We start from the raw sequence: 14,917 nt of genomic DNA, 5'->3' as shown, positions 1-14,917 counted from the left end.
GCATCTTACAGTATGGGTATTCAGTCAGGTGTGTTTCTATTCATCATTTTGGGGCTTGTTTTAGAAGGGGCATTTTGGTTTGGCTTGTTTTCAACCAAAAGGCGTAATGAGGCTTAGCGATATGTACCAGCATTTTAATAGCTATAATCAAAAACTGGGGGCCTTATGCCTTACGTGAACGTACAGATTACTAAAGGTGCAAGTCGCGAGCAGAAGGCTGAAATAGTGAAAGATATCACCGGCTCATTAGAACGAGTTTTAGGTAAAAATCCGGAATATACGCACGTTGTAATTCAGGAAATTGAAGAAGAGGACTGGGGCTTCGCAGGCAAACTTACAGACGACTGGAAAAAGAGCGAATCTTAGAGTTACTAATGCCTGTAGCTATATTCACGTCTAAAGCCTCTAAGAAACGAAACTTTCTCTAGTAATATATCTGGTTTTTGAAATATATTTAGTAAGTGTTGTAATTGCATTTCAATTACCTTATTAATTTTAGCTCTAAAACTTACACCCAAAACTCAAATTAAACGGACTTAAAATGACATCAGAAGACTTAGACAAAATTTTACAAGTTATGGAACAGTGCCAGCCACAGGGAATAGGCATAATTAATCTAGCTAAAAAGGCAGAAATCGAAATACACGAGCTTAGAAAGTGTTTGCCAAAGCACAAAGATTATTTCGTTTTCCTTCCCAATGAACAAAAATACGCTATCAACAATTTTGGACCGTTCAAAGGCTCCAGAACCAACATGGTTGCTAACTACAAAAACGAATTAAAGAAACAAGAAGTAGAATGGTACTGGGTGTACTTTTTATTTTTTGCAGGCTGTTTTTCTTGCGCAATGGCGGTGCTTTCGAATGCTACATAGTACATCAATCAAAAAAACTCGTTTCGTTCGCTAGAATATTTACAAGCAGACCAGCTTCGCAATTGTGCCTTACATAACTACTTACGATATTTAAAAATAACTCTCTAGGAAAAATGTTCCATTATGAATGTAGAGATAGTAAAAGCTGATTATGAAAATAAAGAACACGCTCAGGATATCCCGTTTCTTCTAAACGAATACGCATGTGATCCTATGGGGGGAGGGGAGCCGCTAGCAGAATCAACTATGAAAAACCTTACTGCTAAGCTTTCTAATATTCCGCACGCTTTTAGTGTTTTAGTATACGTTGATGACAGCCCGGCGGCATTAGCTAATTGCTTTGAAGGGTTTTCAACTTTTGCTTGCCAACCTCTTATCAACATCCATGATATCTGTGTTCATAAAAACTATAGAGGACTAGGGCTTAGTCAAAAATTATTGGAAAAAGTGGAGTCGATAGCTAAGGCACGTGGTTGCTGTAAAATTACCCTTGAGGTACTGAGCAATAATGATGTTGCTAAAGCGGCGTATAAAAAATTTGGATTTAGTAGTTACGAATTAGACCCAGAGGCTGGCAGCGCTGTTTTTTGGCAAAAAGCCTTGGATGCATAATAACTTCACACACACGGAACACAAAACTAGACAGGTATTTTTTCGTAGTGCCTTACATATATAGGATTGTTCTTGATAAGTCAGAACGCAAAAGGAATTTATGAAATTTAGAAGCAGAGTTTTATTGAAGTATCTTGGGCTTCTCCCCATCGTTTTGTTGCTTATAATGGTAAGTATCTTAGGTGAAAATCACAGAGCTAAAGAGCTTGTTGAAAATTATCTAGAAACCGTGAAGGTGGGCTTTGAAGCTGAAAAATGCATACCTTTAAACTTAAAGAGTTCAAGTGGCGTCGACCAAAGACTATCCTGTGAAGATCAAAGTTTTTTATTTTTGATTTCCCTAATGAAAACGCTCGAATTAAAGGACTTTGGTAGTGTTGTTTACACGACAGACTTGAATAAATACTGGACTCCCTTTAGCTCAAACAACTTTGTTTCTGTTCACGTTACCTTTGAAAACATAAGCGAAAATACTCTTAGTAATATTATATTCGTTGTTGAACGAGATGGACTATCTTGGACGATTGATAAAATCGATATTAACAATAAAGAACTAGTCAGTGTTTATGAAGAGTTCAAGGCTTTAGACTTATCCCGTTATATAGAAGTTGCTGACGATACTTTAGAAATAAAAAGTAACCATCTGAATGGAGGCAGCCTGTCTTACATTGACAAGATGGTTATAAAATACAATCTACAGAAGTTGAATGAGTTTCTCGAAGATAACTGATGGTAAGCAAAACTAGACAGGCATCTTTGCGAGGGAACGTACGGGCAGGTTAGTTTACCTTTTAGAGCATTAATTAATGCATCGCTTCTTATTGTCTCGCTAGGTGTAACGTACTTCTTAGAATCATTGTATGCTTAGCAACACGCAGTCGGACATACATGGAGAGTGAAATGTGGTTTGAAGATATTGAATTAGAATCTGAGAACATAAAACTTGTTCCGTTAACAATGGAACATGCAGACGCTTTAGTGAACGCAGCAAAGGACGGTGAACTGTGGAAACTATGGTTCACCTCTGTACCAAGCGCTGAAATTATAGATGACTATATTACGACAGCGTTAGAGCAGAAAGCCAAAGGGCTATCGTTACCGTTCGTGGTTATAGACAAAGCGAGTGGAGAGGTTATTGGCTCAACACGCTTTTGTAATGCTGACCTTTTAAATCAAAGGATGGAAATTGGTTACACCTGGTACAGCAAAAGTTATCAGAAAACATCATGCAATACCGAATGTAAGCTACTTCTTCTTACACACGCTTTTGAAAGCCTCGAAGCAATCGCTGTAGAGTTCAGAACGAATTGGCATAACCAGGCTTCTCGAGCCGCTATTACTCGTTTGGGCGCAAAACAAGACGGCGTGCTTAGGAATCATCAAAAAATGCCTAATGGTGGCTACAGAGATACGGTTGTGTTTTCGATTATTAATACAGAGTGGCCCTCTGTGAAAGAGAACTTAAAGTTTAAATTGTCAGTGCGTTGCTAACACAATGTTCAAGATTAAATAGGCAATTAGGGTTACATTTTTATCGAGTCAGCAATCACGCCCCCTAATGTTAAAAAGTTTAATAACAATAAAAAGCAGGAGAGAACATGCACCCAAATAGACATGCTATAGCTTTCGGAAGTCTAGTATTTTTGGTGGTATCAGTTGTATTAATTATTGCTGCATTATTTTGGGGTTGGCCGAAATACAAAGTGTATAAAAAAGAGATGGACGGTATTGCCGCACTAAAAGAAGCAGAGTGGAGCAAACAAATACTGATTGAAGAAGCCAAAGCCAGAGAGCAAGCGGCCCTGATGCAGGCGAAAGCGAGAGTGACATTGGCGCAAGCAGAGGGTGAAGCGAAAATTGTACAAGCTAAAGCTGAGGGACAAGCGGATATTGAGCGTGCAAAAGCTGCTGCTGAGGCTAATAGAATCATCGGTGAATCTCTTAAGGGAAATGAAGAATACCTTCGTTACGTATGGATTAAAGGGCTTCAAGATGGAAAGGGTGAACGCATCTATATTCCAACCGAAGCTGGCCTTCCAATACTTGAAGCGGGTAAAGCAGGGAATTAATCATTGGCAGTAGCTAAAAAATGTAATTCTTCCATTTTAAATTAGCGTGGGGCCGCTAAAGCTCTCGGCTGTTCGCAATTGGCTTACAAACTATAGAACAAACAACAAGTGTGAAGTCATGAGCAGACCTAATTTTTCAAGTTATACCATTGAAGAATTATTAGACTGTAAGCAAAATATTGACAGAGAGCGCTGGCCTGAACGCTATCAAGAAATACTGGATGTCTTAGCTTCACGCGTCGAAGACCCAACTAATAAGGCCGAGCATGACGAACTTATTTTTACTTCGTTTTGTGAAGAATTAAGAGACGACTTAACGATTACTATCGATGATAATCTCTGGCCTATCATTACGTTTTTTTCAAAGCGCTTAAGGCGTAGCGTTCCAAGTACCTTTCTTGATGAAGTTTGTCCAATATGTGCTAGTGAGTTGAACATTACTCAGCGGTTCGGTAGCTGGAACATTGCATGTGAAAAGTGCGATATGTCGTATTCTATTTGTGAGAGACGTGCATATTTTTAGCTTTTACGGCAATTACAATATAAGTTGTATCTCTTAACTAGCGACAGAGAAAAAACTATGGAACCCATTAATAAGTTCTGCCCTAGATCTGGCAAGCCGGTAAAGCCCGATTCGCTTGCCGAATACAGGGGCTATACCGTTGGATTCTGCAACCCAGGGTGCAGTAGCGATTTCGCCAAAAACAGCGTCGAATGCCCAAACGATACTCAATACTTTGATGTGTTAATAAAAGAAAAGTATGGAAAATGAATCGTTAAAAAGTTTCTCTTCATGGCTGCTAGCGAACATGAATTAAATTATTACTTAATAACTAGTGCAAGTTTGAGTATGCAAAACTAGCAAACCCTTCGTTTGAAAAGTTAATTAATACAAGCGTAAGTCCCAAAAGGGAAATCGTAAGCTTTACGATAAATAAGGAGATAAGTGAGTAACGATGAGAAAAATTATAGTAGCGTTTGTATGCTTTTTTATCAGTAGTGTCTTTGCCGAAAGCAATTTAGATGAAAGTGCGTTTACTAAAAGGTATGTGAAGGCTGTTACCAACAAACCAGAGGTTATAAGTGCACAAATAAAAGGCCGTCTAGAGGTTGAGATGACTTACAGCGGTGGAGGGACGTCAACCGCATACCTCGATAACGCCTATATGAATTACCTTTCTGAACCAGAAAAGCTCGACGTAATTATAGAGGCGTACATCAGTGCGTTAACAAGGAACAGTAGTGACGCTAAAGCTAACATAGATAAAGCGAATATCTTTCCCGTAATAAAAGATTCAGGTTATATAAATCATATAACTGAATTGATGAGCGAAAGTGGTGAGGGGGAGCTGCCTTTCTTTTATGAAAAGCTAAATGATGTTCTCTATATTCTTTATGCCATTGATACGCCTTCATCTATCAAGTTCATGCCAAGAGAAGACATTGCTAACTTAGATGTAAAAGAGGAAGAGCTCAGGGACCTCTCAATGTCTAATTTGATGAATGCTATTGAGTCACTACAAATCAAAGGTGATCCTTCGACTATCTCTATGGTGGTTGCGGATGGCACTTACGAAGCGTCTTTTTTGATTTATGATGCGCTTTGGACGAAAGAAACCTTTCCAGTGAAAGGCGATATTGTTGTTTATGTGCCTTCCAGAGACGTTATCATTGTAACCGGTTCAGAGGATACGGATAGTTTAGAGACGGTAAAAGGGATAGTGCACAACCCGGAAAATCAATGGCCTCATGCCGTGACTAATGTAGGGTTTATTCGCAAAGAAAATAAATGGGTCAAATTTCACCATTAGCTGGGTATTCCAAAGTATGCCCTCAGTAGTTGTGATGACGAAAACTCTTTAGCATGTTGCGTTTTCATCTTGTATTACCGATAGTTGGTTTTACTCGTTAGTCTGAGTTTCATATTGTGAAATCTGTTGGTAAGTGATTTAAGTGAAAGCGCCTTGACTAAAATTTTAATATTCGGAAATTCCGGTTCTGGCAAATCTACGCTAGCGCGCCGTTTGTGTGAAACTCACGGTTTAGCACATTTAGATCTCGATACCCTTGCATGGAAACCCACTAGCCCGCCAGAAAGAAAACCGATTAGAGAGTCGGACCAAGAGATACGGGCTTTTACCGCTTCTAATGAGACTTGGGTAATTGAAGGGTGTTACACAGACCTGCTTAAGCTTGTAGAGGGGCAGTCTTCAGAAATTATATTTATGAATTTACCCATTGAGTTGTGTATTGCTAACGCGAAAGCAAGACCTTGGGAGCCCCATAAATACGATACCAAACAAGCTCAAGATGATAATTTACCCATGTTGATAGACTGGATTGCCCAATATACAAAAAGAGACGATACGTTTTCTTATACTGCACACCAGCAGTTTTATGAAAACTATAGCGGCAATAAAAAAATGATAACGCAAAATATTACGCACCAAGGCAGTTAAAACGTTTTTCTGCTTATGAATAGGGACTTCGCTTAATTACTGTAAGCGCAATAAAATCAAGGAGGACATTAACTTGGATAGCCTTTTATCTTTAACAGGGTTAGCAGCATCGGTTTGGATAGTTTTGGGTATTTACATTGCTTCTCGATTCTATCCAAACTACAGCCATTCGAAGCAGTTTTGTAGTGAACTTGGCGCATTCGGTAGTCCAACGCAGAAACTCTCTCCTGCAATCAATAACTATCCGTTGGGCTTATTATTCGCTTTGTTTGGTTATTACCTCATTAACTCACATCCAGGCCATATGCCAACTATGGTTATCGGTGCAATGACAATAATACATGGCATCTGTACTTGGGTTTGTGGCTACTTCCCAATGGACGCCGACCCATATACAACAACCCCTTCGAAAAGTTATAAAATCCATACGTGGTCAGGGCTAATAATGTTAGTTTCGTTTATCGTGGCACCGCTGATCGTTACTTTCTCTAGCTTCTATTCTTGGCCGCTGAGGCTTCTGTCTGCATTGAGCGTTATTGGCTGCGTTTTCTTTTCTTATAAACTAGCCAAATCCCTTGAACGAAAAACTGTACCAGGGCTTTATCAACGCCTAAGTTACGGTTGCCAAATTCTTTGGCTGTTAATCTACTCGATTTTCATGATTTTATAGAGCCGTGCAATGAACACTCGCTTTAAAAGCTCTATCCCTCTAGCTTTCTTATGTTTAGCATCTCTTTGGTGGTGGTTTTACTATTCCTCCTCGAACTTTATCAACGACTATGGTGATGAAAAGCACGAGTGGTTGTTTATGCTAGATACATTACTAGTACTGCCAGTACTGTGTTTTTTGTGCGAGTCAGACAATCAAAAAGCGGTTTTGAAAGCCATTGTATTGTGTTGTAGTGCGGTTTTTATTGGCGCCATTATTATTCCAGAACCAAATAAGGTGGTGTTTCACTACCTTGAAAGTGGCCGCTACTTTGCTATCGGAGCTTTGTTAGCATTAGAAATAGGTACCTTAATAACGGTAAGTGTTGCAGTTCGCGCACTTCTTATAAAAAAAGAAGACCCCGATTTAGCGTTGCAGATACCTATAGAACGTATCTTTGGCTCATCGTTGCTTAGCAACTTACTTCAGTTCGAGGGACGTATGTGGTCTTTCGCATTATTCGCTTCACGCATTAAAAGCAGTACGTATCTGGGTAATCAGCATTTTTACTACTATAAAAAAGATGGTGCACAAAGTAATTTGATGGGCTTCATTGTGGTCATGATGATCGAGTTGCCGCTTGTGCACCTGCTACTACATTTTATTTGGTCTAGCTCATTTGCCAGCATAGTTTCGGCCTTTACTCTATTTGGGTTAGCTTTTTTCTATGCTGAATATAAAGCTGTGGCAATACGGCCCATTTCGATTTATGAAGATAACCTCATTGTTCGATATGGGTTGTTTCATCCGTTTATAATCACTTTTTCAAACATCTCTGATATCAGCACGAACACAACGTTCGTGAAGAGAGCTAAGGGTATAAAACGGTTTAACTACTCGGGTGTACCTAACGTGAAAATAAAGCTACATTCACCTATAAACGGTAAGCATGCCGCATACTTAGGTGTAGACTTACCTGATTTACTAATAGAAACAATAAAACGACAACTATGTTCTTTTTCAACTAACGCTAACGAGCAATCGAAGCTTTGAAACTCAAAATTAAGCAAGGCAATAAGTGAAGCCTAGCTTAGCGTTTGAGTAAAACTAAATACGGATCAATCACGACAGGCATCTTTATGTAGTCACATTTTTGTATTTGGGGACAGTTTTGATTTTTCATGTTATGCCTGGCATGTTAAGTAAAGTTGTTTAAAGTATGGCTGGCGCTCATTCTTCGCTAAGTATAGCCATGCATTGTCCTTTCTTTATGAAGCATTAGGGTTACAGGGAAAGTATGTACAAATCTGGTCAATATGTCCTAAACAAAGGGTTAAGTCCTTTATCTAGAATATTACTCGGTAGTATTACAGGGTTGTTTGGTGTTGTTATGATTTTAATTGCGCCAGAAATGAGTAAGCCAATCGGAATTTATGTGTTTGGTGCTTTCTGCTTAACCATTTTTGTAATGTGTATCACTACTGGAAAGTTACGTAATTACTTAGGTCGAGTAATTGGTTTAACTGTATTTGGGTTATCTATTTGGTATTTACTAGGGCAACTAGGAAATGGTGAGTTAATATCAGGCAAGAGATCTGAACCATCTTTATTCAATGCGATATTATTCTTTTTCGCTTTTGGCTTTCCAGGTATTTGGTTTGCAATTAAAGGTAAATTTCCAGTTAAAAATAATAGGTAACTACCGAGTGAGCGTATCACTTACAAACATCTATTAGCACCATTGCGTTAGCTAAACAAATGAGTAAACAAGACAGGCTTGTTTCGCTACAAAGTTACAAATTTTATACCTGTCTTATTCGCACTGTTTAAGGAGGTTGTGAATGAAGTATTTTATTCGGTTATGGATGGTATTAATTAGTGTTGTTGCGTTAACTAGCTGTGCCACTTGGGTTAGGCAAGGAGCAATGGAGATAGAGCAAAATGTGTATTATGCAGAAATTCATGGTGGTACAGCAGGAGCGACGCAAGAAAATAAAAAACTAATGCATATTTTTGCTAAAAGAGTATGTGGGGATGACTTTAATATTGTAGAAACTAAAAGTGGTTCAATGTTTAGCGAGAGTCAGATACCAGGCATGAATTGCGGAACATATGGATGCCAAGATCAATTCGCACTTAGTTATAAGTTTAGCTGTATAAATTCCCCTGCTAAATCTGAAAGAGCTCTACTTTCAACAGACCCACATAATGTATTTAGCGATTATAAAAATAACGAGCAGCTATTTGACTCTATAAACGCTGACTCAGTAATAGAGTGGGCTATTACTCCTTTTGGTATTCCTGATAAAGTAACTCAGGTGGATAAAAAAGCCTATGTTGTCGAATATGCTTCTAAAAATGTAAGAATTTTTCTTAATGAGGAAGCCAAAGGAACTACATACTCTAGAACGGACACTATAATTATTGATCTCAAGAAAGCACAATAACAAGTTACCCAAAAGGTCGCAAAACAGCAAGGTTGCGCTCCTTAGCCGTTAATTTTAGTAGACTAAGATTGCGCCATTTAGCTTGGCACTATTCATTCATGGAGATTTGATTTATATGGAAGAAAAAATAGATATACTTTTTTACCTGTTTGGTACGTGCATGATTTTATGGGCACTCAGAACCGCTTTTACGATCAAGAAATTATTGTTTCCCAGATTAAATGAAAGATTTGTCAAACGAATTAACGATTGGGACAGTAAAGCTGAATACAACTCTATCCTCGAAAACGTAGATTCTTATATAAAAATGTTTCCTGGAGAGTCTGACTTCGTGTGGGCTAAAGCTCGGGCTTTATACAAGCTCGATAAACATGACGACGCCCTCAAACTTTTTGAAAGGTTAAGTAAAACGGAACCAAGCTGGAAAGAAAGTGCTGACGGTTACATTAATTGTATCAATGACCAACGTAATGAATAACGAACGAATAATTTTTCTCGCGGGCTTGCCGAAACAATAGCAAAGGGTAGTTATGCGATATCTGTTCATATTATTGGCGAGTATATTACCATTTAATGCATTTGGTGATGCAGAAAGAGAAAGGTTTGATTGTTTAAAGATGCCCTTAATGGTGAATGGAAACAATGAAGGTATGTTTTTTATCGAAAGTGATTTTCATAGTGATACTCTGGGGTTAATTGAAACCGAAGTGCCTCTATTAGATATAAACCAAGCAACGTCTAAAGTTCAAAATTGGTTTAAATCTAAAAATAGAAACATGGAGTTAGGTATTAAGAATGTTGCTTTAAAAAAATACGATTGTTTGCTAAGCAATGAACTTAAAATCATGCAGGTTTTTATATTCTTTCTTGATAATCCTGAAAACTACGTAGGAGTTACTATGCAAGGAAGGCTTATTGAGCGTCAACCTATAAAATAATGTGCTTAAGCCAAGATGTTTAATCAGGAGGATATGCGGTTGGTTGTCTTTCGTATCACTTCCAGCTTTTAGGTAATTAAACAAGACAGGCTTCTTTGCCCCTTCTTGTAGGCTGCGTTTTCTTTTCTTATAAAGTAGCCAAATCCCTTGAACTAAAAACTGTACCTGGGCTTTGTTAACGCCTAAGTTACGGCTGCCAAATTCTTTGGCTGTTAATCTACTCAATTTTCATAGATTTATAGTGTCCGTGCAATGTTAGTTATGCTATTTTCAACTAACGCTAACGAGCAATCGAAGCTTTGAAACTCAAATGTTAGCAAGGCGATAAGTGAAGCCTAGCGTAGCGTTTGAGCAAAACCAAACAGGGAGGTTTTCATGAAAAGCGTTTTACTTTCAGCGCTTATTTATTTGTGGTCGATACAAGTATTTGCTCAAACTGATTTAGAAGAACTTGGCAGACAATACTTTAATGCGTGGTCAGCAACGCAATCTCCTAATGCTACAGAGCATGATTTAGATAAATATCTATCGTTTCTTAGTGCTGACGTAGCTCATCAGCATTTACCGTACGATTCTGACGATTCCCGCATGCCCGATGGTAAAGCGCGCATTCGCGAGGGGATGCTTTATTACTTAGGTGCACACGTCTCTTATACCGCCCAACTCAACCACATTATACCTGCGCACAATGCGGTAGCTATTTCATACACTACAACGAGTAAGGGGATTCACCCGCAAACTAAAGAACTAATTGAACTAGAGTATCTAACATTAGAAGTGCTAGAGATTGAAGATGGTAAAGTAGCAGTGATAAGAAAATACGAAGAGTAATGGTAAGGTGTTAAGCCTGCTTAAAATAACTAAAACTCCGTTCGCAATACAATAAACGCAAAGGACGGCAACGTGATCGTAATCTATGGCATAGACGAACAATTAAACCCAATAAAACGCAAGCTATCAGATGTTATACATTCATGTATGCAATCAGTCTTAGGCTTACCTGAAAATAAAAGAGCGCATCGCTTTGTGCCGCTGTCAAAAGACGACTTCTTTTACCCTGACGGTAGAACCGAGGCATACACAGTTATCGAATTAAACATGATGAAAGGGCGAGAAATACACACGCAAAAGTCACTGATAAAAACATTGTTTAAACAAATTGAACTAGAGTTAGGAATTTCGCCTGTAGATATTGAGATTACAATTAAAGAACAAGAAAAGTATCAGTGGGGTTTCCGTGGAATGACAGGTGATGAAGCCCTTGATTTGAAGTATAAAGTGAATGTGTAGCCCATTAATATGTCCAGTTTAATACTTCCGCTATTTACGCATGTACTTCTTTGCACTGTACTTTACGCATTACTCACCATAGCTCGCGCACCAGTTGTATGGGGAGTGGGGCAGAGCAAAGATGGTTCAAACCCTTTCAGCAATATTCAGCCTAAAATCAGTGCGAACCTAAGCAATCAATTCGAGTGGCCAATATTTTTTTACATTGCCAGTGTATTGCTTATCGCAATGGATGAGCCAATAGACAGTGTGCAAATCTACTTGGCTTGGGTATTTGTAATTGGCAGAGTGATGCACAGCATTGTTCAAATATTTATCAACAATATTAGATTGCGTGGTATGGTGTTTACTATCAATTTTGTCGCTGTGTTGGCTATGTGGACCTTGATTTTTATTGGTGAAATTGGCTTATAGTATTGCCGTTAGAAGAACGAGAAGGCTGATTAAAGTGCTTCGTTAGCGACAACATTAAAAGACAGCCGCCGTTTAATAAAAGCACTATTTAACAAAAGCGCTATTTAATAAAAGCAATTAAGAGCATTAAAGTTATGGAAGACGTTTTAGAACCGCTAGGCCGCTTTGTACTTCGAATACTTAAGTGGATAGTGGTAGAAGCTATCATTGAATTTGTTATAAAAGGTATAGGCCATGTGGTGCTTAAGCTTTTAACCTTTGGCAAATACCCGCGAGCGGGTAGAGATGAAGGAAGGACCTTTGCGGTTGGTGTAGTTAGCCTAATCATTGTTTTTGTTTGCCTTGTACTGATTGCTTAATATCTAAAAAGGATATTTTCATGAATATGAATAAGTGGGCGAAAATACGAAAAAAAGGCAAACAGCGCTTTGTTTTAGTAAACGGTGTTTTGGGGTGGGGCGTCACAACGGCTATCCTGTGGTCCGTATTGATTGAACTTATCGAACCATCACAGAATATTTGGGTACGCCCAATCATTGCTTTAATCATCTTTCCCATTACAGGTATCGCTTTTGGCCACTTAATGTGGAACAAATCTGAGAAGGCTTACGAAAAAGCGACGAGTAATACTCTGTAACTTCTCTTGGCTGGCTTTTTACTTATAACCCAGTAAAGTAAAAGCTCTAATTTCTACAAGCTAATTCAGAGAATTACATGGAAGTAACGAAAGCAACTATTCAAAAAGCAGTAGCGAAGAAGATCATCTCTGAACAGCAAGGCGTTGACCTCTACAGCTTCTTTCAGGCAGAAAGCCAGCATACTCCCGCTTTCACCTTTACCCACATTCTCTATTACTTGGGCGGCCTTATCGCTATTGGCGCCATGACTTTGTTTATGAATTTAGGGTGGGAACAATTTGGGGGGCTGGGGATAATCTTCATATCATTGCTCTACGCTGGTGTAGGGATAAAACTTACTAACTCTTTAGCAAATAAAAACCTTATTATTCCTGCCGGTATTTGCGCAACCTTTGTAGTGTGTTTAACACCGCTTGCTATCTACGGTTTTCAACAGTGGCTTGGCCTTTGGCCCGAGAACGATGCAGTCTATCGTCAGTTTCATACACGCGTTAAATGGCTGTGGTTGTACATGGAACTTGGCACATTGGTGACCGGCATGATAGTAGCTTGGCGGTACAAGTATCCATTTTTGATAATGCCTATAGCAGTAACACTGTGGTACATCAGTATGGATGCTGTCATGCTTCTCATCGACCAAAACAACATGTGGAATTCATACACATGGGAATTCCGCGCACAAGTATCCATGTACTTCGGCATGTTTATGACCTTACTGGCGTTTTGGGTTGACTTACGGTCAAGGCACACTGCCGACTACGCATTTTGGTTATATTTATTCGGCGTTATTACGTTTTGGGGCGGGCTCACTAGCCAAAACTCAGACAGCGAACTTTCAAAGTTTTTCTATTTTTGTATAAACCTAGTCATGGTTGGGCTAGGCGCATTATTGGTCCGAAAAGTATTTGTAATATTTGGCGCGTTAGGCAGCTGTTTCTATTTAGGGCACTTGGCCTCGAATGTGTTTAGAGACAGTTGGCTTTTTCCTGTTGCCTTAACGGCTATTGGTTTAGGCGTGGTGTATATAGGAATATTGTGGCAAAAACATGAAGTTAAGATCACCCGTAAAGCCCGTAATGCGTTGCCAAAGCCATTTCAGGAACTTTTAGATAGCAGGCTTAGGTAAAAGCTTAATTAAAAGGTGCTTTAAAATACTCATTATTGATTATCCTTAAACGTTCTGGCTTACTAGTGCGTTATTTACCAATGAGTCTTTAAGTATGTCGTTGAAAAAGAAAGCGTTAGCCGGTGTTCTTTTTTCCCTCTGTACTGCGTTTAGCCTAAACGCTAGCGCAAATGAACCTTATGAATTGATGGGCGTGACCACCCAAACGGGTCAGAAAACGTCCTACCTTGCTACAGAGAAAAATATAACGCTGCCGGTGACGGTTATAAACGGAAAAGAAGACGGTCCAGTACTGCTACTTACCGCTGGCATTCATGGTGATGAGTTCCCGTCTATGTACGCCTTACAACAACTTCAGCAAAACCTTAATCCTAATGAGATGAGCGGTGTGTTGGTTGTACTGCACTTGGCAAACTTAGATGGGTTCCATGCAAATAGAATTGCGTTAAATCCTAAAGATGAGAAAAACCTGAATAGGGAGTTTCCAGGGAGCGCGGATGGCACACCGACAGAACAAATTGCTGAGTTGTTAACCAGAGAGTTTATAGGCAAAGCTGACTTTTTAATAGACATGCATTCTGGCAGTGCAAACCAAACGTTATTGAATCATGTGTATTCTCCTTTTGTGGGCGACGAAGAACTTGACGCTTTAACATTTGAATTCGCGAAAGCAACTGGCATGCAGCATATTGTTATGTATGGCGACCGCCCAAGAGACCCTAACAATTCAATTTCATACCCTAACACAGCGATGACAAGGGGAAAGCCTGGTCTTACTACCGAAATAGGGCACTTAGCGCAAACAGATGAAGAGTCTGTAGAGAAAGCGCTAGAGGTGGCTAAGAACGCTATGTATTTTTTAAAGATGTTGCCAGAACAGTCAAAACCGCACCCTGCGCCAATTATCTACGAAACCATTAAATACCCTAAAAGCTCAAAAACCGGTTTTTTCAAGGCCTCGGTGGAGATAGGCGATAAAGTGTCAACTGGGCAAGACATAGGTAAGGTCACCGACTATTTTGGTAATTTAGTTGAATCCCTCAAATCGCCTGTTGATGGTACGGTTATGATGGTTAATCAAATGCCAGCCATTAAAGACGGTCAGTCTGTAATGGCTATTGGTATAGAAAAATCTCAATAACATAGTTTATGAAGTAAATAGGCTGGATGATCTAATTCGCCTACTCAGTCAAATAAATGTTAAAGTTAAATCATAAAACTGTGATTAGGGAATGACATGGACTTTCTTTTTAACGTATTGATTTGGGTAGGCGTGGTTATCTTCGCCATTTTTATTATTGGTCTTATGGCAGCAGCGAAGCTGAATAAGCGCCAAGATGAAAATAATGATTAGAGGGCTGCCAAGCTTGCTATAAAAACTGCAAAAGCAATTGTAGAAAA

General features: G+C 39.1%; 22 protein-coding genes. All 22 read left to right on the top strand.

Going from position 1 to position 14,917, the window contains the following annotated elements; genetic code table 11:
• Window positions 1–165 precede the first annotated feature (165 nt).
• The 22 genes from IW644_RS19100 (at window position 166) to IW644_RS18995 (ending at window position 14,657) form a co-directional block, all read left to right on the top strand.
• Complete coding sequence (locus tag IW644_RS19100; RefSeq protein ID WP_269918932.1) at window positions 166–366, top strand: tautomerase family protein; 201 nt, start codon at window positions 166–168, stop codon at window positions 364–366.
• A 175-nt stretch (window positions 367–541) separates the two neighbouring features.
• Window positions 542–874 carry a hypothetical protein gene (locus IW644_RS19095; protein ID WP_269918931.1) on the top strand — a complete coding sequence of 111 codons (333 nt, stop codon included), beginning with the start codon at window positions 542–544 and terminating at the stop codon, window positions 872–874.
• A 123-nt stretch (window positions 875–997) separates the two neighbouring features.
• The gene (locus tag IW644_RS19090) at window positions 998–1,486 is read left to right on the top strand and encodes a GNAT family N-acetyltransferase (RefSeq protein WP_269918930.1); all 489 of its coding nucleotides are present in this window, start codon (window positions 998–1,000) and stop codon (window positions 1,484–1,486) included.
• 100 nt (window positions 1,487–1,586) lie between these two features.
• The gene (locus IW644_RS19085; RefSeq protein WP_269918929.1) at window positions 1,587–2,216 is read left to right on the top strand and encodes a hypothetical protein; all 630 of its coding nucleotides are present in this window, start codon (window positions 1,587–1,589) and stop codon (window positions 2,214–2,216) included.
• 170 nt (window positions 2,217–2,386) lie between these two features.
• Window positions 2,387–2,977 carry a GNAT family N-acetyltransferase gene (locus IW644_RS19080; RefSeq protein ID WP_269918928.1) on the top strand — a complete coding sequence of 197 codons (591 nt, stop codon included), beginning with the start codon at window positions 2,387–2,389 and terminating at the stop codon, window positions 2,975–2,977.
• Between the two features lie 107 nt (window positions 2,978–3,084).
• Complete coding sequence (locus tag IW644_RS19075) at window positions 3,085–3,555, top strand: hypothetical protein (protein WP_015067176.1); 471 nt, start codon at window positions 3,085–3,087, stop codon at window positions 3,553–3,555.
• Between the two features lie 118 nt (window positions 3,556–3,673).
• Window positions 3,674–4,078, top strand: coding sequence for a hypothetical protein (locus tag IW644_RS19070; protein ID WP_269918927.1), 405 nt, complete (start codon window positions 3,674–3,676; stop codon window positions 4,076–4,078).
• 433 nt (window positions 4,079–4,511) lie between these two features.
• The gene (locus tag IW644_RS19065; RefSeq protein WP_269918926.1) at window positions 4,512–5,366 is read left to right on the top strand and encodes a DUF1444 family protein; all 855 of its coding nucleotides are present in this window, start codon (window positions 4,512–4,514) and stop codon (window positions 5,364–5,366) included.
• 153 nt (window positions 5,367–5,519) lie between these two features.
• Window positions 5,520–6,014, top strand: coding sequence for an AAA family ATPase (locus IW644_RS19060; RefSeq protein WP_269918925.1), 495 nt, complete (start codon window positions 5,520–5,522; stop codon window positions 6,012–6,014).
• Between the two features lie 73 nt (window positions 6,015–6,087).
• The gene (locus tag IW644_RS19055) at window positions 6,088–6,684 is read left to right on the top strand and encodes a DUF998 domain-containing protein (RefSeq protein WP_269918924.1); all 597 of its coding nucleotides are present in this window, start codon (window positions 6,088–6,090) and stop codon (window positions 6,682–6,684) included.
• 9 nt (window positions 6,685–6,693) lie between these two features.
• The gene (locus IW644_RS19050) at window positions 6,694–7,716 is read left to right on the top strand and encodes a hypothetical protein (RefSeq protein WP_269918923.1); all 1,023 of its coding nucleotides are present in this window, start codon (window positions 6,694–6,696) and stop codon (window positions 7,714–7,716) included.
• 244 nt (window positions 7,717–7,960) lie between these two features.
• A complete protein-coding gene (locus IW644_RS19045) occupies window positions 7,961–8,362 on the top strand; it encodes a hypothetical protein (RefSeq protein WP_269918922.1) in 402 nt (133 codons plus the stop codon).
• Window positions 8,363–8,504: 142 nt separating this feature from the next.
• Window positions 8,505–9,110, top strand: a complete 606-nt coding sequence (locus IW644_RS19040; protein WP_269918921.1) for a hypothetical protein — start codon at window positions 8,505–8,507, stop codon at window positions 9,108–9,110.
• Between the two features lie 115 nt (window positions 9,111–9,225).
• Window positions 9,226–9,588: a tetratricopeptide repeat protein gene (locus IW644_RS19035; protein ID WP_269918920.1), complete on the top strand. Its 363-nt coding sequence runs from the start codon at window positions 9,226–9,228 to the stop codon at window positions 9,586–9,588.
• Between the two features lie 52 nt (window positions 9,589–9,640).
• Window positions 9,641–10,048: a hypothetical protein gene (locus IW644_RS19030; protein ID WP_269918919.1), complete on the top strand. Its 408-nt coding sequence runs from the start codon at window positions 9,641–9,643 to the stop codon at window positions 10,046–10,048.
• Window positions 10,049–10,423: 375 nt separating this feature from the next.
• Complete coding sequence (locus tag IW644_RS19025) at window positions 10,424–10,879, top strand: nuclear transport factor 2 family protein (RefSeq protein ID WP_269918918.1); 456 nt, start codon at window positions 10,424–10,426, stop codon at window positions 10,877–10,879.
• Window positions 10,880–10,951: 72 nt separating this feature from the next.
• Entirely contained in the window at window positions 10,952–11,338 is a 387-nt protein-coding gene (locus tag IW644_RS19020; RefSeq protein WP_269918917.1) for a tautomerase family protein, read from the top strand.
• A 9-nt stretch (window positions 11,339–11,347) separates the two neighbouring features.
• Complete coding sequence (locus tag IW644_RS19015; RefSeq protein WP_269918916.1) at window positions 11,348–11,752, top strand: MAPEG family protein; 405 nt, start codon at window positions 11,348–11,350, stop codon at window positions 11,750–11,752.
• Window positions 11,753–11,886: 134 nt separating this feature from the next.
• Window positions 11,887–12,111 carry a hypothetical protein gene (locus IW644_RS19010; RefSeq protein WP_269918915.1) on the top strand — a complete coding sequence of 75 codons (225 nt, stop codon included), beginning with the start codon at window positions 11,887–11,889 and terminating at the stop codon, window positions 12,109–12,111.
• 20 nt (window positions 12,112–12,131) lie between these two features.
• Window positions 12,132–12,389: a hypothetical protein gene (locus tag IW644_RS19005; RefSeq protein WP_269918914.1), complete on the top strand. Its 258-nt coding sequence runs from the start codon at window positions 12,132–12,134 to the stop codon at window positions 12,387–12,389.
• Window positions 12,390–12,466: 77 nt separating this feature from the next.
• Window positions 12,467–13,516 (top strand): DUF2157 domain-containing protein, encoded by a 1,050-nt coding sequence (locus IW644_RS19000; RefSeq protein ID WP_269918913.1) that lies wholly within the window; start codon window positions 12,467–12,469, stop codon window positions 13,514–13,516.
• A 94-nt stretch (window positions 13,517–13,610) separates the two neighbouring features.
• Window positions 13,611–14,657 carry a succinylglutamate desuccinylase/aspartoacylase family protein gene (locus IW644_RS18995; RefSeq protein ID WP_269918912.1) on the top strand — a complete coding sequence of 349 codons (1,047 nt, stop codon included), beginning with the start codon at window positions 13,611–13,613 and terminating at the stop codon, window positions 14,655–14,657.
• Window positions 14,658–14,917 lie beyond the last annotated feature (260 nt).

The sequence above is a fragment of the Alteromonas sp. PRIM-21 genome, from assembly GCF_027563165.1.
Classification (GTDB): domain Bacteria; phylum Pseudomonadota; class Gammaproteobacteria; order Enterobacterales; family Alteromonadaceae; genus Alteromonas; species Alteromonas macleodii_A.
Note: the sequence above shows the minus strand (reverse complement) of the source record. Positions and strands in the feature narration are given on the sequence as shown.

What these genes read in the sequence shown, in the direction of transcription:
- IW644_RS19010 (WP_269918915.1), top strand. Translation starts at nt 11,887, where the DNA reads ATGGAAGACGTTTTAGAACCGCTAGGCCGCTTTGTACTTCGAATACTT.
- IW644_RS19095 (WP_269918931.1), top strand. Translation starts at nt 542, where the DNA reads ATGACATCAGAAGACTTAGACAAAATTTTACAAGTTATGGAACAGTGC.
- IW644_RS19040 (WP_269918921.1), top strand. Translation starts at nt 8,505, where the DNA reads ATGAAGTATTTTATTCGGTTATGGATGGTATTAATTAGTGTTGTTGCG.
- IW644_RS19030 (WP_269918919.1), top strand. Translation starts at nt 9,641, where the DNA reads ATGCGATATCTGTTCATATTATTGGCGAGTATATTACCATTTAATGCA.
- IW644_RS19065 (WP_269918926.1), top strand. Translation starts at nt 4,512, where the DNA reads ATGAGAAAAATTATAGTAGCGTTTGTATGCTTTTTTATCAGTAGTGTC.
- IW644_RS19045 (WP_269918922.1), top strand. Translation starts at nt 7,961, where the DNA reads ATGTACAAATCTGGTCAATATGTCCTAAACAAAGGGTTAAGTCCTTTA.
- IW644_RS19015 (WP_269918916.1), top strand. Translation starts at nt 11,348, where the DNA reads ATGTCCAGTTTAATACTTCCGCTATTTACGCATGTACTTCTTTGCACT.
- IW644_RS19100 (WP_269918932.1), top strand. Translation starts at nt 166, where the DNA reads ATGCCTTACGTGAACGTACAGATTACTAAAGGTGCAAGTCGCGAGCAG.
- IW644_RS19000 (WP_269918913.1), top strand. Translation starts at nt 12,467, where the DNA reads ATGGAAGTAACGAAAGCAACTATTCAAAAAGCAGTAGCGAAGAAGATC.
- IW644_RS19035 (WP_269918920.1), top strand. Translation starts at nt 9,226, where the DNA reads ATGGAAGAAAAAATAGATATACTTTTTTACCTGTTTGGTACGTGCATG.
- IW644_RS18995 (WP_269918912.1), top strand. Translation starts at nt 13,611, where the DNA reads ATGTCGTTGAAAAAGAAAGCGTTAGCCGGTGTTCTTTTTTCCCTCTGT.
- IW644_RS19085 (WP_269918929.1), top strand. Translation starts at nt 1,587, where the DNA reads ATGAAATTTAGAAGCAGAGTTTTATTGAAGTATCTTGGGCTTCTCCCC.
- IW644_RS19005 (WP_269918914.1), top strand. Translation starts at nt 12,132, where the DNA reads ATGAATATGAATAAGTGGGCGAAAATACGAAAAAAAGGCAAACAGCGC.
- IW644_RS19080 (WP_269918928.1), top strand. Translation starts at nt 2,387, where the DNA reads ATGTGGTTTGAAGATATTGAATTAGAATCTGAGAACATAAAACTTGTT.
- IW644_RS19025 (WP_269918918.1), top strand. Translation starts at nt 10,424, where the DNA reads ATGAAAAGCGTTTTACTTTCAGCGCTTATTTATTTGTGGTCGATACAA.
- IW644_RS19070 (WP_269918927.1), top strand. Translation starts at nt 3,674, where the DNA reads ATGAGCAGACCTAATTTTTCAAGTTATACCATTGAAGAATTATTAGAC.
- IW644_RS19050 (WP_269918923.1), top strand. Translation starts at nt 6,694, where the DNA reads ATGAACACTCGCTTTAAAAGCTCTATCCCTCTAGCTTTCTTATGTTTA.
- IW644_RS19075 (WP_015067176.1), top strand. Translation starts at nt 3,085, where the DNA reads ATGCACCCAAATAGACATGCTATAGCTTTCGGAAGTCTAGTATTTTTG.
- IW644_RS19090 (WP_269918930.1), top strand. Translation starts at nt 998, where the DNA reads ATGAATGTAGAGATAGTAAAAGCTGATTATGAAAATAAAGAACACGCT.